This is a genomic window from Microcoleus sp. T3_B1 (assembly GCF_036700445.1).
Classification (GTDB): Bacteria; Cyanobacteriota; Cyanobacteriia; order Cyanobacteriales; family Microcoleaceae; genus Microcoleus.
The window spans coordinates 1-19,987 of record NZ_JAUBOX010000037.1; the positions used below are offsets into that span (position 1 = coordinate 1).

A 19,987-nucleotide genomic window follows, 5' to 3' on the forward strand; every position below is an offset into this window, starting at 1 on the left:
AGTCAACAGTCAACAGTCAACAGTCAACAGTCAACAGTCAACAGTCAACAGTCAACAGTCAACAGTCAACAGTCAACCGTTAAACTAATTCAAAACTACCTTGCCATCTTCCTGAATTTGCAGCGATTTTGTATCAGCGTCCAACTCAGTTGTCGCCCCGAAACTGACTTGCAACATTCCCGGCGTCGCGGTTGCTTGGGGGCGAACCAGCAGCAATCCGCCGTCTGGGCGCTGGTAAGTGAGGGTGATTGGTACTTGGATGGTTTTCAGCAAAATTTCCGATTGTTCGCCCAGAGTGCGCGGCTGGGTCACGCCTACGATTTGATAATTGATGACAGCATTGGTGGTATTCACCAGTTTAATTACTATCATGCCTTCGGCAGGCGTAACTCGCGCACTGGGCATCGGGAAGCGGGCAGGCGCGTCTGTTGGTGTAGAGGGCATCCCGCTGAGGCCCGGACTCGCAGCCGGAGTTGGTTCGCTGACGGGTTCTTCAGTGGCTGCGGGAGTCTCTGCGGGTTGGGAAACGGGTTTTCCTTGTTGGGGCGGTGGGCCGCCGGCCTGGGAAAGTGTTGCGATACTAACGAGTAAACCTCCGCAGGTGGCTGCTAGCAAGCTGATTTTTTTAAACGGTAGATTGTGGCGAAACATAAATAACTCCTCACAAGTTCGATCGAGGTTGTCCAACACAGTTCATGTTAATCTATGCGGGAATTGAATTTTAATAGCTTGGTTTGGGCGCGAGGTAAGAAGAATCAGGCTTGAGGGGGAGATTTTTTTTAACCGCAGAGGGCGCAGAGGGCGCAGAGGAGGAGGGGAAGTTTTAGAGGTGGGATGCTTCTGATTTGTGGGCGGGGAGGGTGACGGTAACGGCGGTACCTCGATCGACTTGGCTGTCAATGCGGATTTGGCCGCGGTGATTTTCGACAATTGCTTTGGCGATTGCTAATCCTAAACCGGAACCTGCGGCGCTGCGGTGGGTTCGGGCGGGATCTACGCGGTAGAATCGATCGAACAAATGCGGCAGGGCTTCTGCGGAAATCCCGATGCCGGTGTCTGTTACTTTGATTTGCAGCGCTGGATTTAACATCGGCGAATTTCTTTTGTTTTTAGCTGCAAGTTGCAATTCTACTTCAATTTCGCCGGCAGAGGGCGTGTACTGCACGGCGTTGCTGACGATATTGGTAAACAGTCGGGCTAATTGATCCCAGTCGCCCAACAGTGTAAAGTTGTCCTCAGCGTTGGGCAGATCGACAATTTCCAAAGAAAGAGAGAGATTTTGGGTAGTGGCGATCGCCTGTTGTTCTTCAATTACCTCCATCAGCAAAGCATCGAGGGGAACCTCAATCCACTGCTGCTGAACGATACCGCTGTCTTGTCTGGCTAAAAACAGCAAATCATCAACCAAGCGCCCCAAACGCCGCGTTAGGCGTTCGATAACTTGTAGCTGTTGATGCTGCTGCGGTTCGATATCCGGTTCCGCCAAAGCTACTTGGACGTTAGTTTGAATAGTGGCGATCGGATTTCTGAGTTCGTGAGAAGCATCAGCGGTAAACTGTTTGAGACGCCCGTAAGACTCCCGAATCGGTGCCATCGCCAATCCCGACAGCAGCCAGCCAATAGCCGCCACGCAAATTAGAGTTAAACTCGCGCCCAAAATCAAATCGAGAATTAATTGGCGGATGGGTTTTGTCACTTCAAACCAAGGATGGCTGACTCGCAAATATCCCAGAACTTGGCGGCCGATTTGTACTCGCTGCGTTACTTGTCTGAGGGAATAGTTTTGAGTTGTCCGAATGCTAATTGGTTTAGTAGAAACGCGATTTGTATTTTGTGCAATAGACTTTTCACTACCTAAATTTAGATTTTCCTGCCAACCTGCATTCAAACCGCCATCAAAATCTCTTCTTTCTCCCCTCTGCGCCCTCTGCGCCTCTGCGGTTAAATCCCTCTTCTCTCTATCCATTAAATCCGTGACATCCCGTACATTGCCCGTTGCCCAACTTTCTTCGGCCTGATTTGTGCCCTCAAACTGCAACTTATTATTAATTATCCAAACTGTTTCGCCGGTGCGATTAGCGTGAATGGGAATATTCAGCGGTTCCGATAAAGTAGACCACAGCAATTCGCCCGTAGGACTGAACCATTCTAAATCAATATGGTCGTCTTCTACAGCATCGGTGCTATCTCGAAAACTGGCTTGAATATTAACTTGCAATTTATTTTTATCTGTGGTGCTAGGGAAAGTTAGCGGCTCGATAACGAGAGTTCGCTCTATTACTTCGACAACGTGATGGAGGGTGTCGTCAATGCGATCGATCAAAGTAGTGCGGACGTAGAAATAGAAACCAGTGGCGAATACAAGTAACAATACAGCAGTAACGGCAGTGTACCAAATAGCGAGGCGGCGGCGGGTAGCTTGAAACATATTGCGAAGGAAGTTCGGCAACGGATTGTGTAATTGATTCAACAGATTTAACTCATATGTTGCACCATTCTAAATTAGCCTTTTCTGAACAGGCTTTCCGGCCTGTTCCACAAGAAAATCTATTCTTTGTGGAACAGGCCGGAAAGCCTGTTGCTGACGCAAGATGCCTGTTCCACAAGAAAATCTATTCTTTGTGGAACAGGCCGGAAAGCCTGTTGCTGACAATGGTGCAACATCTCAGTTTAACCAATTTAATAACTATAACCTTCTTATCTTCTCTTCTTCTCTTCCTCCGTGTCCTTCGCGCCTGCGCGGTTCGTTAAAAAAAGCCTTGTTCGCCAATTATATCAAAAAACTCTAACAACTTTCCCTTCTTGATACTTCAGACAGATGTCGAGAGAGTAGTCACCCTAGTATTATAATCGCTAAACTTTTTAGGTAAAAGCCTGTGAATAAATTTTTATTTCGAGCCGCGATCGGGCTATTAATGGCATTTTTTGGGGCAATCACCTATTTTACAAACGACGTACAAAATCCGGTAACTGGAGAAAGACAGCGAGTGCAGCTTTCTCCCCGCCAAGAGATAGTTTTGGGATTGCAGGCGCGAGATAAAATGGCCGCGCAGCACGGGGGGCTTTATCCCAGCCAGAGTCTTCAGCAGTATCTCGATCGAGTAGGAGCACGAGTTGTCAACGGTTCGGCCGCGAAACAAGCGGGTTATCCGTTTGAATTCCACCTGCTGCGAGATGCCCAAACTGTCAATGCTTTTGCTCTACCTGGCGGACAAGTTTTCATTACCGCCGGACTCCTGGGGCGGCTAAATTCCGAGGCTCAGTTGGCCGCTATACTGGGGCACGAAAGCGGTCACGTTGTGGCGCGTCACGGTGCGGAACACTTGGCAAAACAGCAGTTGGGCAGGTCTTTGGTAACGGCGGTTGGAGTGGCTACTAGCGACGATCGCGGGGGCGGGCAGCAGGCAGCATTAATTGCTCAAGCTGTCAATCAAGTTGTCGGTTTGCGGTACGGTAGATCCGATGAACTTGAGAGCGATCGGCTCGGTTTTCGGTTTATGACCGAAGCTGGTTACGATCCTAGAGGTATTGTTGAGGTGATGCAAATCCTCGGTGCCGCTAGGAAGGGCGAAGCGCCGCCGGAGTTTTTGAGTTCTCACCCAAACCCGGAAAACCGAGTTCAAAAGTTGCAAGCTTTAATCGCGCAAAATTTCCCTAACGGGGTTCCAGCTAATTTGGTGTCTGGACGCGAAGAGTTTGCTAAAAATGTGTCGGGCGGTTAGCAATAATTGCATCGGGCTTTACAAAAGTTATTACTATAGGCGGATCTAAGTTCGGCTTTGATTTGACACGATCGACTTAATGAGCGATCGAGCAATTGGAAAGTTGAAAATCATGATTGAATCTTGGATGATTATCGGCGGTGTGACTTTCTCAGTCGCCTTCGGTACTCTGTTTTTTAAACTGCGCGATATTAACTGGGCCGTCAAACTTCAAAGACCGGATTGGATGTTTTTTGAGCCTGCTATTCCGTTAATTTGGACGGTGATTTTTGCTTGCGGGGCCGGCAGCGCTACTTTCGTGTGGGAACAGGAACCCAGTAGTCTCAAAACATGGCTGTTGATGGCTTTGTACTTGCTTTTAGAAATTGTCACAGTTGCTTATATTCCTGCTACTCTCAGAGCCAAAAGTCTCAAAGTAGGGACGATTTTGGGAGGGGCTGGCGAGATTTTGGGAGTTGTGTTGACGTTGGCTGTTTTGCCGATTTCTCAAACCGCCGCTTTGTTACTTTTGCCTTACGCGATTTGGGGTGCGATCGGCACTTATACCACTTGGGAAATGATTCAGTTAAACCCGGAAGCTGCATAAATATTCGGTGCGAAATGCTCACCAGAGATAGAGGCAAGGTGCACCGAATATCACCATCCGATTATTGTTAGTTTTGAATTTGCTCAAAGCAACAGTGGCTGGTTAACCCACCCATCAAGTGAGGAAATCCGCTTAACAGTGTGTGGGTATTTGGTGAGAAAATAAATGAATAAAACTGGTTTAAATTAAAGGATGACGGTTATCAATGGCAATTAAAGACCAGCCCCAACCACCTCGTTTTCGGCAAATTAGCAATATTTTGTTATTGCTCTCAAGTCTGTTTCTGCTGGCCAATATCTTTTTGCCGAATTTGTTCGGCCCGCAAATTCCGCAAGTGCCTTACAGCTTGTTCGTCCATCAAGTACAAGAACAAGATGTAGTGCGAGCTTCGGTAGGTCAAAATGAAATTCGCTACCAACTCAAAGGCGAAGGCGATAAACCCGGTCAAGTGCTCTCCACTACGCCGATTTTTGACCTGGAACTTCCTAAACTTTTGCAAGAAAAAGGCGTTGAATTTGCGGCAACTCCCCCGGCTAAAAATGGCTGGATCGGCAGTGTTTTAAGCTGGGTAGTGCCGCCGCTGATTTTTGTGGCGATTTTTCAATTTTTCATGAACAGGCAGGGCGGCGGGCCACAGGGCGCGCTCTCGCTGGGCAAAAGCAAAGCTAAGGTCTATGTAGAAGGCGAATCGGCGAAAATTACTTTTGCTGATGTGGCTGGAGTAGAAGAGGCTAAAACTGAATTAGTCGAAGTTGTTGAATTCCTGAAAACTCCCGATCGCTTTACGGCAATTGGCGCGAGAATTCCGAAAGGCGTGCTGTTAGTCGGGCCTCCGGGAACGGGCAAAACGCTGTTAGCAAAAGCAGTAGCTGGTGAAGCTGGCGTGCCGTTTTTTAGCATCTCCGGTTCGGAGTTTGTGGAACTGTTTGTAGGTGTTGGTTCTGCAAGAGTTAGAGATTTATTCGAGCAGGCTAAGAAACAGGCTCCTTGTATTATTTTCATTGATGAATTGGACGCGATAGGCAAATCTCGTAGCAGTAACGCTAGCTTCGGTGGGAATGATGAGCGCGAACAAACTCTCAATCAATTATTAACTGAAATGGACGGTTTTGCGGCGGGCAATACTACGGTAATTGTGCTGGCTGCAACTAACCGCCCGGAAAGTTTGGATGCTGCTTTGTTGCGCCCTGGCCGTTTCGATCGCCAAGTTTTAGTCGATCGCCCGGATTTATCTGGCCGCGAAGAAATTTTGAACATTCACGCTCAAAAAGTCAAGCTGGGCCCGGATATTAATTTGAAGGCGATCGCCACTCGCACGCCTGGTTTTTCCGGCGCAGATTTGGCAAATTTGGTGAATGAAGCTGCTTTGTTGGCGGCGCGCAACAAACGCCTAACTGTAGCACAGGAAGACTTTGCAGAGGCGATCGAACGCATCGTGGCTGGCTTGGAGAAGAAAAGCCGCGTGCTCAACGAAAAAGAGAAAACCATTGTTGCTTATCACGAAGTCGGCCACGCAATGGTGGGTGCTTTGATGACTGGTAATGGCGAAGTTGCCAAAATCTCGATCGTCCCTCGCGGTATGGCTGCTTTGGGCTATACTTTGCAGTTACCGACTGAAGACCGTTTCTTGTTAGATGAGTCGGAATTGCGGGGTCAAATTGCGACTTTGTTGGGCGGGCGATCGGCTGAGGAAGTCGTGTTTGGTAGCATTACTACTGGTGCTTCCAACGACTTGCAAAGGGCGACTGATTTAGCTGAACGGATGGTGACGACTTACGGGATGAGTAAGGTTTTGGGGCCTCTAGCTTACGATCGAGGTCAACAATCAATGTTCCTCAATGACGGTATGGGAAATGCCCGCCGTGCGGTAAGTGCTCAGACTGCTGAGGCGATCGACCAAGAAGTGAAGGAAATTGTCGAAACTGCACACCAGCAAGCTTTGGATATTCTGAAAGCAAATCGGGAATTGTTGGAAACAATTACGCAGAAACTGTTGGAAACTGAGGTAGTGGAAGGTGATGCACTTCGCGAATTCCTCGGTCAAGTGCGGCCTTTAGATAAGGTTGCGGCTTCAGTTTAATAGGGTTGAATAGGACTTACCCATGAGAGTCCAGAAACCGGGTTTTTACGAGAAGACGCGCTGTAGGCGCAGATTCGGTAAAAAACCCGGTTTCTTTATTGGGAGTAGAGGCCCAGAAACCGGGTTTTTACGAGAAGACGCGCTGTAGGCGCAGATTCGGTAAAAAACCCGGTTTCTTGATTCGGAGTTCGTAAATCCTGTTTAATTAAACCGTTGTAGAGTTAATTTAGTTTCAAATTTGCTCAGGATTTATCCCCATTTCTCGTAGTTTTTCAGATAGGCGATCGGCTTTTTGCTGTGCTTGTTCCATCTGTCTTGACAACTCCACATAAGACAAAAATTTCAGTCCGTCGGGACGATAAATTTCCAAGTCTCCCGATGCAGTTTCAAAACGTATCTCCAAACGCGGACTTACCCAACCTTCTATTGATTCAATATAGTTGAGTTCTCCGTCACTTCGCACCCAACCCATTAACTCATTATCCTCTGGAGCATAGATATAATATTCTTCGACTCCATAATTCTCGTAGAACTTAAACAGCTTAAACATTTCTCCCAGTCGGTTGCCGGGGGAGATGATTTCAAAGACAACTTGCGGCGCAATATTATCTTCAAGCCACTGTTGGTAGGAACCTCTGTCGCCTTTTGGTCTGCCAAAAGCTACCATAATATCAGGTGCTTGGCGTGTTTTGTTATCTCCTTCGACGGGATACCACAGCAAGTCACCTGCTACAAAGACATTTTCGTTGTCTTTGAATAAAGCATCTATTCCGCCTTGAATTTTGACGATTAATTGGAACTGTTTGGTGTTGTCAGACATTGGTTTTCCGTCGCTGTCTGGGTAGATGATTTCTGGCAAGGTTTGAGTAGGAATTGTTGCGGTCATGGGATGACTCCATTGCTAGCAGCATCAATTTATATTTTATATCTATTTTATACGACTTACGCATTGAGCATAGAAACCGGGTTTTTATTGATATTGGTGCAACATCTCAGTTACAACCCTTTGATATACTGCCTGAATACAGGTGAAAGAGTGTAAAGACTTCCTTCTTTTTCTATCAAGCAGCGTCGCGATAAAGATTGCAGCGCGTTGAGTAAATCCGATGATGATAGTTGTCCTTTTTCTAGTAATTTTGCTATGTTGACTGGCTGGTTTTCCCTAGCCAACAAAGACATAACTTGTTTTTCTAGTTCGGAAGTGCGATCGAACTGCTTCTGTAAAACATCTTTCAAATCTTCCGGGAACAATATGGTATCATCTAGTAATAATTCTATCGCCCTGATTCCCAACTCTTCAATCAGATTCCCCACAGTTTTTTTTTACCATAACGGGTTGCCTTGGGAGAGGTGAATGAGTGCTTATTAGTTGTCGATTTATTCTAAGCCTTTATGTCTAATGTATATGAAATTTAGCCGATGGGGGACAAAGTTGAACATTTTTTGACTAGACAAACTTTTGATTTATAAGTATCATAATAATAATTCTGCAAATTAAGCGAGTTAGTGGGGGAGAGTTTTGGACATGCATTCTTGGTCACGTATTAAAAAGTTGGGCTAGTTAAGAGGTAGGTGGATGAATACTCTATTTTTAGATATGGAGTTTGGACCCATTTATGGTTCTAGTAGAGCAGACTTCTTTCCAACAGAAATTGGTGCGGTGATATATGATTTAAAGCGCAAGGAGCTTTTATTGGAAAGCAAAAAGTTTTCCTATGATGTAGACATAGTTGTCAGAAAAAATATTATCAATGACATTGGTAAAACTGTTGGATTCTCGGAAAGAGTTGCCAACATTGAAAGAGGAGAGTATCAGAAAATATTCGATCCTAGCTACCGCTTAGAAAACTCTGATAAAGTTCTCGCCAGAGAGCTACGGTCTAAATGCCTAAAGGAATTACGCGAATACATTCACAACCTGTTTAATAGGAATAAAGTTGACCAGATTGTATTGTTTGGTGGGAGGGAGGATCTCAGGCTTTTGAAAAGGGCAAAAGTCAATAAGTCGAATATTCAAGTCATTGACATACAACTTATTATTGAAAAAGAGATAGGCTATCTCTTTTCTCTCGATAAAATATCGTTGATTATCGGATTTTATGCTAAAAATAAATCCTTTGGCTCAAATAATTTTCAGTATAAATTTCCCTCAAAGTATAAATATCAGATCAAACCTCATCGAGCACTTGGAGATGCTTGCAGAATTTTCATGGTGTGCAACGAGTTTTTTGCTATTAAATCAGAGTTGGTGCAGCAATGTAATATGTACTGCGAAATTAATAAAATTCCTAAAGCAAACGTCAATAAGGTTGCTGAGTGACTACCCTCGCCGCATAAAAACCCCGTGGCAGTGGACGGTTGAAAGATATTGGTGTATTGCAGCAAATACCAAACAGCGCGATGATTCTACGAGTTGCGCGATCGCCCTTCACGCACAAAAGGGGAGCGCATGAAACCAATGCAGCAATTACATTATGATTGGTTGGGTGATCGAGTTGGGCTGATAAAAGGCTAATGGCAAGACTCTATTATCGAGGCATGGCAGAAGAAAACGGTAAACCCAAAATGGGACGCAACGCGAGGCTACTGGGAGTCAGACCCAGTATTGACATTGATGTTGAGCAAGTGCCCAAAGAGTGGTTGGATGAACAAGGTTATTTACTACCAGAAACAGAACGCAAGTCTTCAGAGGAGTCTGTCACTGTAGCCATTAGAAACACAAAAGGAATGTCTGTATCCCTCTCTATCGAAGGCTTACCACCATTCCGCAAACCCCCAAAATTTGGCGGAACAGGAAAAGATCCTCTTTGGCAGATTGACGACAGCAAGATCCTCGGAGATATTGAAGCTGTGCAAGATAGTCCAACTCATGTGAGTATTTTGCCAAGCGCTACAATGCTTTTAGAGAAATATGAAGCAGCCCTCGCCCAGACACAGAGCGAATGGGAAAAAGTTTGATAGTTTAATTTACTCAACGGGAGAACAGAAATGGCATGGGTGTTTAGCTTATCGGCTGAATGTGGCACAAAGCAATCGGAAGCACAGCAATTTGCTCAATATTTCAATGAAATTTCCTGGGTGATCTCAAACGGTAGACATTCCCAATGTCGGGCAGAAATTTTTCAGGACATAGAAGAAAATTGGTGGTGTCGAGTTTGTCCAAGTGGCATCAGTGAGATTGGCATTGACACTCCAGAAAGTGCTTATTTAATGACGGAAATAGGTATATTTCTGTATCAGAGTTTGCGGTTTGCTCCACCGTTTCGGTATGCTTTAGTTGGTATGGAAGTAGATGAGTTTAGAACCTACAGCGAATTGATTGAAGAGCCTGCCTTGGTTTTTCCTGGATTGGTTTTAGCTGAAGCTGTTTGGCAAGCAACGGGAGCATCTTCGGTTTTTCGATCGTTCAGTCTTGGATATGTTTGGAAGCCCTATGAAGGTGAAGTTTATAGACCACTACTAGCATCACCGGACTTAAAGAACAAGCTGGATGAATTGCTGAGCGTGGGGTAAATCCTTTTAGTGGAGACCTCGCCCCCCGCCTATCTAATTTACACCCAACAAACCCAATCAACTCAGTAGTCTTCGCGATCGCACCCTCAAATCTTTAGGCGGTTTTACTTGCCTTCTTCTTTTTTCGATAGCGCGATTCTGCTATTGTTTGTTTGGTAAACTCTATTTCCTCAAAATCGACCTGCATCACAGCCGTCTTAAACTCCAGCCCCAAAACACAGCTAATTTCAAGGAGTTCCATATAACTAGCACCTTGATAATCTTTCTTCTCGTGTTCCTTAAGGCGTTCAGGGTCCATATCCAACCTTTCTGCTAGTTCTTCCACGCTGATTTTTGCTGCCATTCGAGCTTTAATTAAAGCATCTGATAGTTTATTGAAATTCTCAACTACAAGTTCGATCGGCTTACTCTTGTCCCACGCCATCAATCGTTCATATTCTGCTATTTCTTCGTGCAACTGATCCAAATGGCGCTGAATCGAACCTCTACCAGCATCCCATTTGAGGAAGTCCTTTCTTTTTGCTTCTTCATCCCGCTCCATTGCTGCTAGAGTTTTGTTGAATTTTTGCACCCAATCTTTGCTGACTCCGTACTCAAATTCATTTTTAATCACGGTTCCCACCTCATTAAATCGAGCGCTATAATTCCTTTCTTGTTTTGCCCTCTGTCGCTTTGAAAAAATTCAAAGGAATTTTCTCCGTAATTGCCTACAGGTTCGTCTGAGGGAAAAATCTCCCCTCGATACTTAGCTTTTTGGGCATTTCGATCCTGATGATTGAACAATCTAGGAGCATTGATTCTCAGATACTCCCTGTCTACAGTTTCTCTATCGTAACAAGCATCAAAATCATTAGGTTTGTCTTTGCTGGTAACAAAACTACCATCAATATAGATAGTTCTAGCACCTGCCGCTTTTAACTGAGTCATTGCCAGTTTCAACCCCTTTATCATGTTCTTTCTGGGAACAGTCGTACCAAATCTTTCCTCAAACTCCTCCCATTCGCACCAATGAACTCCCCGTGGTAGATTGCCGTTTTCATCGAATTCTGGAATCACTTACTCACACCCGCGCCGCAAATTAGTTGTGCGAGTCGATCGTACCACAGCTACCATTATAAACAAACAAAAACCAGGTTGGTTCAAACAACCTGGTTTTTCAATATTCTTGCTGCATTTTCGACGCTCAAATTCCGGGCACGTAAGCCATAACTGGAGTACCTTGCTGCTGCTGCTGCGCGATTTCCAAAAGGCGTTGAATGCGCTCCTCTGTCGGCGGGTGAGTGCGGAAAAGTGACTGCAAACCTTTAGTCGAAAAAGGATTCACAATCAGCAGCGGCGACATCGCAGGATTGCCGTGCATCGGAATTTCATGACCCATTTTCTCTAATTTTTGCAGCGCGTTTGCTAAGCCGATCGGGTTATTGGTAATTTCCACTGCACCGCTGTCTGCTGCAAACTCCCTGGTTCGAGAAATCGCCAATTGAATTACGGTTGCTGATAGCGGTGCTAAAATGATTAAAAACAGCAAACCAAACGGATTCGCGCCTTGTCTGCTATCCCGCGTTACCGGGCCGTAAAGCGCTCCAAAAGTCAGAATTCGCCCGACAAATGTAATTGCGCCGGCAATTGTTCCTGCAACTGCTTGAGTGAGGGTGTCGCGGTTGCGGATGTGTGTCAGTTCGTGCGCTAAAACGCCTTCCAATTCTTCGCGGGAAAGCAGCTTGATGATGCCTTCAGTAACTGCTATTGTCGCGTGTTCCGGGTCTCTCCCTGTGGCGAATGCGTTGGGAGATTGAGTAGGAACTAGAAAAATTTTCGGCACCGGAATTTGGGCTTTTTCGCTCAGCGATGCTACCATATCGTAGATTTCTGGTGCTTCGCTGCGGGCGATCGGCTGAGCGCGGTAAGCCATTAACGCGGCCGTGTCGGAATAGTACCAAGAGCTAAAACTTGAGAAGGCGGCTAGCGCTAAACCGATGTAAAGTCCTTGCTCGTTGCCGATTAAATAATAACTTCCTAAAACGAGAAGGCCGCTTAGGAGTCCTAAGAGAGCGGCGGTTCTGAGTTGATTTGTTCCTAACATGGCGGGTTGAGGGCGATCGCTATTTTGATATTTTTGAGCTTCTAATTAGATTTTCATATTTGGGGGCGATCGCGCCTCTATCTGCCGAAATAACTGCTGTCGCCAATAGTAGTATTTCAAGTTTTCAGTCAGAAACTGGGAATGCCTCTGGAGGCTCTCTCGCCTGCTCTCAAGAGGGGGTAGAGCCGCAGGATATGACATTTCCAGACTCTGCTTGGAAACTAGATTAAACGAGATAGCCATTCTAAATACCCTGTGACTGCAATTACGGTATAATTGGTGAATATGACATAGTAAAAATTCCACATAAATCATGACTATCGATATAGAGATTTTTCAAACTCTCGTCAAGATGCCAGAATCTCTCAAACAAGAGATATTGCATTATGCAAAATATTTACTTGAAAAACACGCAAAAACTGAATCATCTCAAGAACAACTTGAACAACCTCATGGTTATGGTAGTTGGGCCGGTCAGATCGTTATGTCTGATGATTTCGATGAACCGCTGGAAGATTTAAAGGAATATATGTAACATGAACTTCCTTTTAGATACTCATGCCTTTCTGTGGTATTTGCTTGGCGATTCCAATCTAGGTAGTAAAGCAAAAGAAGCGATCGATACTAAAACAGGTTTGTATTTTAGTATTGCCAGCCTTTGGGAAATCTCTATTAAAATCAATGTCAGTAAGCTTCAACTGAATCGGCCATTTGAAGACCTGCCGAAGGAATTGCAATACATTAACGCTCAAATTCTACCAATTACATTTGAAGACACTGAGATTTACGCAGGTCTTCCTCTGCATCATCGAGATCCTTTCGATCGCATTCTGGTAGCACAGACGATGAATCATTCGCTGGTTTTGATTAGTCGTGATGAGGCTTTTGATGCTTATCCAATTCAGCGGGTGTGGTGATGAAGAAGGCAAAAATTTTATCAGTAAGCCCAGATAACAAAAGAGAATAGCCAGATACTCGACTTGTTTAAGAAGTCGGCTATCTGGCTATTAGGTAGAATTCTCCAACCCTAAACCGCTTGCACTTGCTTTTCCTCAACAGCAACAGGTTCTTGATATACAGTTTGAGACTCATTAGCCAAAAAGTCAGCCAATTGAGCTTCAATTTCATCCCGCACAATTTGGCGGTATTCCAGGAAATGCTCGTTGTGAGCACACACTGTTAAATAATGATCCCAAACAGCAGGATTGCGTTTGAGAATGCTGAACAAATGATGCCAAAACTTCCAGCGAGTTTTGCGCTTGACTCCCTGCCGCCAAACCACAGTTAGCAGTGCTCGCAAGTCTATCCAACTGGGAACTCTTGCAGGTATCTTTGCTGTGGGTGCACCTAACATTAAGAAATGGCGATAAGTCCGGTCTAAATATTTCTCAGCATCGTACACTTCGCAGAATGCCTCGACATATTCGCGGGCAATATCTTCGAGAGGCCGCGTCGGAATGAAGTTCATCAAGGTAGTCTGGTTGAGGTTGCCAGATTTGTCGCGCAACCGCCCTTCTTTTGCTAGTCTGTGGGACAATGCAGTATGCGGCAAAGCTTGCAGCATTCCAAAGGTTGTGCTCGGAATAGCTGCTGCTTCGGCAAACTTGACAATCCGCTGACCGGCACCGGGTTTTTCCCCGTCGAATCCGATGATAAATCCGGCCATTACTCGCAAACCGGATTTGGCGATTAACTCTACGGATTCGATCAGGGAATTGCGGGTATTTTGGAATTTCTTGGTCATTTGCAGGCTTTCTTCATCGGGAGTTTCAATCCCTAGAAACACTGCATTGAAATTGCAAGCAACCATCATGTCCATCAATTCTTGATCTTGGGCTAAATCGATGGATGCTTCTGTGTTGAAAGTAAACGGGAATTTGTGTTCTTCTTGCCAGACTTTTAAGTCTTTTAGCAACAGTTTGACGCTGCGTTTGTTGCCGATAAAGTTGTCGTCTACCATGAACACGCCGCGTCGCCAGCCCAAGTTGTAGAGACAGTCTAATTCTGCTATCAATTGTTGGGGGTTTTTGGTGCGGGGTTTGCGGCCGTAGAGGACGATGATATCGCAGAATTCGCACTGGAAAGGACAGCCTCGGGAAAATTGAATTGACATCGAGTCATAGGCGTCTAATTCCAGCAAATCGAAGCGGGGGACTGGGGTTGTGGTAACATCGGGTTTTACGCCGTCCGATCGATAAATTCCGCTTTTTTCGCCGCGCCCTATTGCTTCGACAAACATCGGCAAGGTGATTTCGCCTTCGTCGAGAATCAGGTAATCTATGCCCGCTGCTTGAGGTTCTTCGGGTACAGAGGTGGGGTAAGGGCCGCCACAAGCTACGGATTTACCGCGCCGTTTTGCTTCGCGAATTATGTCTAGCAAATCTTCTTTTTGGACAATCATTGCCGAGAGAATAACGAGCTCTGCCCATTCCCATTCTGCTTCGGTGATTTGTCTAATATTGCGATCGACTAACTTAAATTCCCATTCTTGGGGTAAAATAGCTGCTACCGTTACCAAACCCAGCGGTGGCAGCAGCACTTTACGATCGACTAATTCTAGGATTTTCTCGTAAGACCAAAATGTTTTCGGAAACAGCGGGTAAACTAGAAGAACTCGCATTATATGTTAAACCTCACCAAAAAACTGGGTCTGAAGCCCCGTCCTTATAGGACGGCTTTACATTGAATTAAATCCCCTTTCGGGGTCGGAGAGGGAATTTTATGCAACCTCTCCGATTTTTGGGGAATGGTTGCCCCAAACTCCCATTTCTGGGGTAAAGTTAGCTTCGACAAAGTTATAAAGGCTTGCGCCGGCTAGCAGCACTGTCGAGCGTGACCTTAAGACTGTTTAACCACTAGCGACAGAGCAAGGGACTAGCTTCGCATCAAGCGGGTGTCGTGACCTAAATAACGTAGCTATTTAAAGCTTAGTCTGGTCAGAATGGCCTGTTAGATTTCTCTTTCAAGCCTCACGCCTTTAGGCTGAGGTTTCTGACGTTAAGGCTAAAATTACGATCTTGCACTCGATCGAATATCTGGCGAGGGGTGACACCCCCTAAGACCAACAAAATGAGCGCAATTTTTAGCTTGCAGTTCCCTGTTAAAGTGTGCAAATGCTGATATCTTATCCTATTTGACCCTTAATTGACGATAATCGCATTTAAAAAGCATGGGACTAAGGCAAAAAAGAATTTGAAACACTAGACTTGAATAGCATAAAGAATTAGGGATGGGCTAGAAGCCCATCCCAAAAATTGTTTTTCTTGTGGGATGGGATTTGAGAAGCGCAAAAATAATTAGGGACGGGCTAGAAGCCCATCCCACAATCTTTCTTGTGGGATGGGCTTCTAGCCCGTCCGATTATTGGTGCGGAGTGTACGGACTAATTTGAATCTTTGCCTGGAATCCCGCTAGTTCTTAACATATCGGCAACTGTGCCGCAGTAACTCGGCATTCCTATGCTTTCGGGATTCACAAGATTTTGATAGGTAAAATGGCGGTAGCTGATGCAAAATCTATCCCAAGCAGCCACCTGAATTCGGAACAGCCAAATAAAGAAATCGGCTAGCCAAGGTGACAGAGTAATCCTAAAAAATATCTTTTTATTCAAATACTGGCAAGCTTGTTCTACCACTTCGTTAGCTGTAATCGCCGGATTTCCTAGCACAAAATGTCGCGGTTCCTCGGAAGCAGGCGGATGTTCAACTAAATAATTAACTACTTTAGCAATATCTGCGCCGTGGATGAAGTGAAAACTACCATCTGCCTTAAACCAGCGAATCAAACCAATCCATTTAGCCACAAGTGGCAGGCCCGATGACAAGTGAGAGACTGGTTTTTCGGCGTCTCCTCCCAATACTAATGTCGGGTAAAGTGCCGTAATGGGAGCCACATTTTTTAAGGCAGACAAATGCACCATGCAGTTGTATTTTGAGCTGATATAATCTGTCCCCAGTTCCCCGGCTTCTTTGAGCAAATTGTTGTCTCGACCCAGAATACTTGCTGTTGAGAAATAAATTACTTGTTGGCAAGTCTGTGGCGAAAGTAGTTGAATTAGCTGGAGAGTTTTCGTTACGTTAACATCAAACACCTCTTGAGTTCCTCCCCAAGCAGTAGCTGCTACAATTGCTACATTTATTGTTTGGAGAAGTTCGGCAAATTGCTCGATATCTCGCATATCGCCTTGTAATATATGGATGCCGGGGCGGGCTTTCCAGTCAAATTTTAATTTTTCGGGGTTGCGAACTAAGAGGTAAAGTTCGTGGTTTGTTTCTTGAATCAAAGTTTCGGCCATGTAGTGACCGATACAGCCACTTGCACCCGTTATGAAAATTTTTTTGGCGTTCATTTTGCAGAAGGGGAAGGGGGGGACGGCAAGGGGGAGAATAGGGCTGTTTCATTCTCCTGCAATCTGCCAGGGGTTTCAACCCCTGGCTAATAGCAAAAGTCGGTTGAAACCGACTGAAGAGCACCATTGTTAATAAAGGGCTTTTTTGTGGCTGGGGGCGGGTTTATTTAACCTGTCTGCACTCTTTAAAGCTATTGGTGAACCCGCCCCTACGGGATGTTTTATTGGCAAGGGTACTCTTCGGTGAGTTAAAACTGAGATCTTGCACCATTCTCAATTAGCCGTAGGGGCGGGTTCGCTAACAGCCTTAAAGCTTGCAAATAGGTTCTATAAACCCGCCCGACCCCACGAAAAATCCTCTTATTGATATTGCTGCAAGATGTCAGTTAAAACCGACTGAAATATTAATCTTTAGTCCTCTTAAGAGGACTTTAGCTATGAGACAGGGGTTGCAACCCCTGTCGGATTGTCGGACTCAAGCAGCAACTGCAAGCAATTTGTCGGCTTGTTTTGCCGTTTCAAAGAAGAAACGCACGTTGTCTTCGGGAGTTCCCGGTAACACGCCGTGTCCCAAGTTGAGGATGTGTCCGCGCGGGCCCGCTTTGCGAATTGTATCAAGAATTCGATCGCGAATAAACGGTTGAGAACCAAACAACACGCCCGGATCGAGATTTCCCTGAACGTTCATATTGGGGCCCAAACGTCGGCGCGCGTCGGCCATGTCAACCGTCCAATCGACGCTGATGATATCGGCGCCGGATGTTGTCATGCGTTCGAGGAGGCCGGCGCTACCGGTGACTAACAGAATTAGTGGGGTGTCGGGATGGGTTTTTTTGACTTGCTCAAACACCTGTTTCTGGTAAGGTAAAGCGAAGGTGTCGTAGTCTTGCGGAGACAGTTGCCCGGCCCAGGAGTCGAACATTTGCACTACTTGCGCGCCGCAGTCGATTTGATAGCGCACGTAAACGGCGATCGCATCTGCGAATTTTGAGAGCAACTGATGCAGTAAAGTTGGATCGGAAAATGCCATGTTTTTGATGATGGCATAATCCTTAGAACCTTTGCCCTCAACGGCATAGGCCGCCAGCGTCCACGGCGCGCCGACAAAGCCGAGCACGGTGGATTTGTTGCCGACTTCCTCGCGCAGGGATTTCAGGATTGTTTTGATAAACGGCAAGCTTTCTTCCGGGTTCAGGGGTTGCAGGTTGTCGATTTGCTGCTGAGTGCGGATGGGTGAGTGGATAATCGGGCCTTTGCCTTCGGCGATGTCCATGTCAATACCCAAACCGGGCATGGGTGTGACAATATCGGAAAACAGAATTACGCCGTCGGGTTGAAACGCGCGCCACGGCTGAAGGGAAACTTCGATCGCAACTTCGGGAATTTCGGAACGTTCGCGAAACGAGGGATACTTTTCTCGCAAATCTCGATAAGCCTTCATGTAGCGGCCGGCTTGACGCATCATCCACACGGGCGGGCGGTCTAGGGTTTCGCCGCGGGCTGCCCGCAACAACAAGGGAACTTCATTTAATGCCGACATTTTAACTTTTCTCTACCTTAGATATTTCAATGCCTTTGGTAGCTTACCACTGTGCGATCGTCCTTTTTGACAAAAAATTCATCTGTCAGCGGGGAGGGAGATGAGGGGAGTGGCTGAGTTCGATTTTGGGGAGTCGGAGTCAGGTTGGTTGCGAGGCTGGCGGTAAATTAGCTGAAATGACATTTTTGCGTCGTGAGCCTCGCAGCATTGCTGGGTAAGGGTTTCAGGGATTATTTGTGAGCGAACACAGGTTTGATTTCCATGAAAAATGCTTGAGCCTCGCAAATTGCCTCTGGACACTTTGCGCTGTAATAGGGTGTAAGATGGAGGTCTCCCCACTCGCTGGGGAAACTAATTGAATGGAAACATTACTTTTAGTTTCCCAATTCATAAATATTACCTCTTAAACTCCCCACTCGCTGGGGAAACTAATTGAATGGAAACTTAGAGTTTGGTCCATGTCCGCAACTAAAAGCATTGTGACTCCCCACTCGCTGGGGAAACTAATTGAATGGAAACTTAATAGGTAAAGTTGTAGATAAAGAAGATAACCTCCCCACTCGCTGGGGAAACTAATTGAATGGAAACCCAAACCCTACCAGATCCCGGATTTTAGTAGTTTGTACTCCCCACTCGCTGGGGAAACTAATTGAATGGAAACTTGACCTCAGCTACTTTTTTACTTACAAACCGAGCGCCGACTCCCCACTCGCTGGGGAAACTAATTAAATGGAAACGCAAAATTATCAGCAGTAAACCGATCGTCTGATGGATAATTTCTCCCCACTCGCTGGGGAAACTAATTGAATGGAAACTTGTTCGCCACGCGACGGAGACGTATTTTCCGGCAACCACTCCCCACTCGCTGGGGAAACTAATTGAATGGAAACTGAGAGGTGTCGAAGGAACTGTCGCCAGTCAGTATGTCCCCACTCGCTGGGGAAACTAATTGAATGGAAACAGCCACATAAGGCTCAGGACTAAGCGTATATCTAACCGAAGTCCCCACTCGTTGGGGAAACTAATTGAATCGAAAAAGTAGGGGCAATTCATGAATTGCTCCTACTTTTTCTTTGATCTACCCATGCCTAAGATAGGATGAAAAAAGTTCTACAAGACTTACGGAAGGGTGATTAGAAACCGGGTTTTTGCGAAATACTTCGTTACAGCCCACAAATTTGGTAAAAAACCCGGTTTCTTTGGTTTTGCGGATGAAGAAAGTTCTAGAAGGCAGAGTAGCGCTGGGAAGTTATTTATGCAAACAATCTTTTTTGTATATAAATCATCATTTTGGCTAGATTATCCAACACTTTGATTGCCTGATTTTCTAAATAAAAAAAGTTTTAAACGTCTATCATGACAGTCTATCGAAGACTCTATTTCTGAGCTAATATTGCATCGTAATCCCCATGAGTCCCTATCCAAAACCAGACAATTGGGGGTTTCGATGATGTTGTGCTATTGCTGGGCTGTCTCTCTTTTGAGTGCGAATTTCCTAATGCTAGTGCTGGCATTAATGACTAGGGCACTGGGAGCATCTCAATGAAAGCAGCCAGCTAGAAATTGGAGTTTTGAGGCTCTCTTGCTGCGGGGCAGAAGGCAGGAGGGAAGAGGAAGAAGGAAGGAGCCAGAAGAAGTATTTTGACAAATACTGAGATGCTCCCATAGCACTGCGCTGTGGTTGACGGGAATGTTGATGAGTACGATCGGCTCTGATTACTTTCCGAAACCAGCCCAAGGAGGGGTGCTTTGTTTTTTGCTGGCGTTGTGTGCGATCGCGTATGCAGTTATTTGAGAGCCATGCTGGCTACATTTTTTCTGAGTCAGGATGCTGAGAGCGATCGAGCAGAAATAGCGGCTACACAATCAATTCAAGGTGTGGAAACAGAAAACTCCACTGCCAACAGAGGTTCAAGCCTGCTTTACTAAAAGGTTTAGACCTGTGAATTGCTAACCTTGGATTTGAGCATGAGGTCGATCGCTCTCGATGCGATAGTATAAAAAAGATTATGTCTGTCCAATTATAGATAATATTCTCATCTAAACTATTCCAAGCGAGAGAGGATATTTAAATTTATTAATTTTACTATAAAACTACTGTATAACCCCTCACGG

21 protein-coding genes and 1 CRISPR repeat array are annotated in these 19,987 nt (G+C 45.6%); of the genes, 11 read left to right on the top strand and 10 right to left on the bottom strand.

Annotation, left to right across the window (positions count from 1 at the left end):
• Positions 1-84: 84 nt before the first annotated feature.
• Positions 85-651, bottom strand: a complete 567-nt coding sequence (locus tag QT990_RS19830) for a hypothetical protein (protein ID WP_333307986.1) — start codon at positions 649-651, stop codon at positions 85-87.
• Between the two features lie 172 nt (positions 652-823).
• Positions 824-2,428: a HAMP domain-containing sensor histidine kinase gene (locus QT990_RS19835; protein ID WP_333307984.1), complete on the bottom strand. Its 1,605-nt coding sequence runs from the start codon at positions 2,426-2,428 to the stop codon at positions 824-826.
• A gap of 163 nt (positions 2,429-2,591) precedes the next feature.
• Here QT990_RS19835 and QT990_RS19840 point away from each other — a divergent pair, with 163 nt between their 5' ends.
• From QT990_RS19840 to ftsH4, 4 genes are all read left to right on the top strand, one after another.
• Positions 2,592-2,789: a hypothetical protein gene (locus QT990_RS19840; RefSeq protein ID WP_333307982.1), complete on the top strand. Its 198-nt coding sequence runs from the start codon at positions 2,592-2,594 to the stop codon at positions 2,787-2,789.
• Positions 2,790-2,876: 87 nt separating this feature from the next.
• A complete protein-coding gene (locus tag QT990_RS19845) occupies positions 2,877-3,722 on the top strand; it encodes a M48 family metalloprotease (RefSeq protein WP_333144130.1) in 846 nt (281 codons plus the stop codon).
• A 112-nt stretch (positions 3,723-3,834) separates the two neighbouring features.
• Positions 3,835-4,308, top strand: a complete 474-nt coding sequence (locus QT990_RS19850; RefSeq protein WP_333144131.1) for a tryptophan-rich sensory protein — start codon at positions 3,835-3,837, stop codon at positions 4,306-4,308.
• A gap of 205 nt (positions 4,309-4,513) precedes the next feature.
• Complete coding sequence (gene ftsH4 / locus QT990_RS19855; protein ID WP_333307980.1) at positions 4,514-6,388, top strand: ATP-dependent zinc metalloprotease FtsH4; 1,875 nt, start codon at positions 4,514-4,516, stop codon at positions 6,386-6,388.
• 232 nt (positions 6,389-6,620) lie between these two features.
• Here the strand turns inward: ftsH4 and QT990_RS19860 are convergent, their stop codons facing one another.
• Positions 6,621-7,274: a Uma2 family endonuclease gene (locus tag QT990_RS19860; RefSeq protein WP_333105033.1), complete on the bottom strand. Its 654-nt coding sequence runs from the start codon at positions 7,272-7,274 to the stop codon at positions 6,621-6,623.
• A 110-nt stretch (positions 7,275-7,384) separates the two neighbouring features.
• Positions 7,385-7,702, bottom strand: a complete 318-nt coding sequence (locus QT990_RS19865) for a hypothetical protein (protein ID WP_333144134.1) — start codon at positions 7,700-7,702, stop codon at positions 7,385-7,387.
• Between the two features lie 262 nt (positions 7,703-7,964).
• On the opposite strand from QT990_RS19865, the gene QT990_RS19870 reads away from it, so the two are divergent.
• The 3 genes from QT990_RS19870 (at position 7,965) to QT990_RS19880 (ending at position 9,901) form a co-directional block, all read left to right on the top strand.
• Positions 7,965-8,708, top strand: a complete 744-nt coding sequence (locus QT990_RS19870) for a hypothetical protein (RefSeq protein WP_333307978.1) — start codon at positions 7,965-7,967, stop codon at positions 8,706-8,708.
• A 194-nt stretch (positions 8,709-8,902) separates the two neighbouring features.
• Positions 8,903-9,346 (top strand): Tse2 family ADP-ribosyltransferase toxin, encoded by a 444-nt coding sequence (locus QT990_RS19875; RefSeq protein WP_333144136.1) that lies wholly within the window; start codon positions 8,903-8,905, stop codon positions 9,344-9,346.
• A gap of 30 nt (positions 9,347-9,376) precedes the next feature.
• Complete coding sequence (locus QT990_RS19880; protein WP_333144137.1) at positions 9,377-9,901, top strand: hypothetical protein; 525 nt, start codon at positions 9,377-9,379, stop codon at positions 9,899-9,901.
• Between the two features lie 94 nt (positions 9,902-9,995).
• On the opposite strand, the gene QT990_RS19885 is transcribed toward QT990_RS19880, so the two are convergent.
• The 3 genes from QT990_RS19885 to QT990_RS19895 form a co-directional block, all read right to left on the bottom strand.
• Complete coding sequence (locus tag QT990_RS19885; RefSeq protein ID WP_333144138.1) at positions 9,996-10,514, bottom strand: DNA-binding protein; 519 nt, start codon at positions 10,512-10,514, stop codon at positions 9,996-9,998.
• On the bottom strand, positions 10,511-10,957 hold the full coding sequence (locus QT990_RS19890) for a DUF6932 family protein (protein WP_333267386.1): 447 nt from the start codon (positions 10,955-10,957) through the stop codon (positions 10,511-10,513). Before QT990_RS19890 ends, QT990_RS19885 begins: the two co-directional genes overlap by 4 nt.
• 127 nt (positions 10,958-11,084) lie before the next feature.
• Complete coding sequence (locus QT990_RS19895; protein WP_333307976.1) at positions 11,085-11,984, bottom strand: M48 family metalloprotease; 900 nt, start codon at positions 11,982-11,984, stop codon at positions 11,085-11,087.
• Between QT990_RS19895 and QT990_RS19900 the strand changes: the two genes are divergently transcribed.
• From QT990_RS19900 to QT990_RS19910, 3 genes are all read left to right on the top strand, one after another.
• Positions 11,972-12,214 (top strand): hypothetical protein, encoded by a 243-nt coding sequence (locus tag QT990_RS19900; protein WP_333144141.1) that lies wholly within the window; start codon positions 11,972-11,974, stop codon positions 12,212-12,214. The two genes, QT990_RS19895 and QT990_RS19900, sit on opposite strands and share 13 nt — an antisense overlap.
• Positions 12,215-12,297: 83 nt before the next feature.
• Positions 12,298-12,519 (top strand): type II toxin-antitoxin system VapB family antitoxin, encoded by a 222-nt coding sequence (gene vapB, locus QT990_RS19905; protein WP_333144142.1) that lies wholly within the window; start codon positions 12,298-12,300, stop codon positions 12,517-12,519.
• Position 12,520: 1 nt separating this feature from the next.
• Entirely contained in the window at positions 12,521-12,901 is a 381-nt protein-coding gene (locus tag QT990_RS19910) for a type II toxin-antitoxin system VapC family toxin (RefSeq protein WP_333144143.1), read from the top strand.
• A 110-nt stretch (positions 12,902-13,011) separates the two neighbouring features.
• On the opposite strand, the gene QT990_RS19915 is transcribed toward QT990_RS19910, so the two are convergent.
• The 3 genes from QT990_RS19915 to hemE all read right to left on the bottom strand — a co-directional run bounded on the left by QT990_RS19915 (position 13,012) and on the right by hemE (position 17,872).
• Complete coding sequence (locus QT990_RS19915; RefSeq protein WP_333307974.1) at positions 13,012-14,604, bottom strand: B12-binding domain-containing radical SAM protein; 1,593 nt, start codon at positions 14,602-14,604, stop codon at positions 13,012-13,014.
• 762 nt (positions 14,605-15,366) lie between these two features.
• A complete protein-coding gene (locus QT990_RS19920) occupies positions 15,367-16,332 on the bottom strand; it encodes an NAD(P)-dependent oxidoreductase (RefSeq protein WP_333144145.1) in 966 nt (321 codons plus the stop codon).
• A gap of 475 nt (positions 16,333-16,807) precedes the next feature.
• Positions 16,808-17,872, bottom strand: coding sequence for a uroporphyrinogen decarboxylase (gene hemE, locus QT990_RS19925; RefSeq protein WP_333144146.1), 1,065 nt, complete (start codon positions 17,870-17,872; stop codon positions 16,808-16,810).
• A gap of 331 nt (positions 17,873-18,203) precedes the next feature.
• Positions 18,204-18,909: a CRISPR direct-repeat array (repeat unit 36 nt; unit sequence CTCCCCACTCGCTGGGGAAACTAATTGAATGGAAAC).
• A gap of 712 nt (positions 18,910-19,621) precedes the next feature.
• Here hemE and QT990_RS19930 point away from each other — a divergent pair.
• On the top strand, positions 19,622-19,801 hold the full coding sequence (locus tag QT990_RS19930; RefSeq protein WP_333465667.1) for a hypothetical protein: 180 nt from the start codon (positions 19,622-19,624) through the stop codon (positions 19,799-19,801).
• The last annotated feature ends 186 nt before the right edge of the window (positions 19,802-19,987 follow it).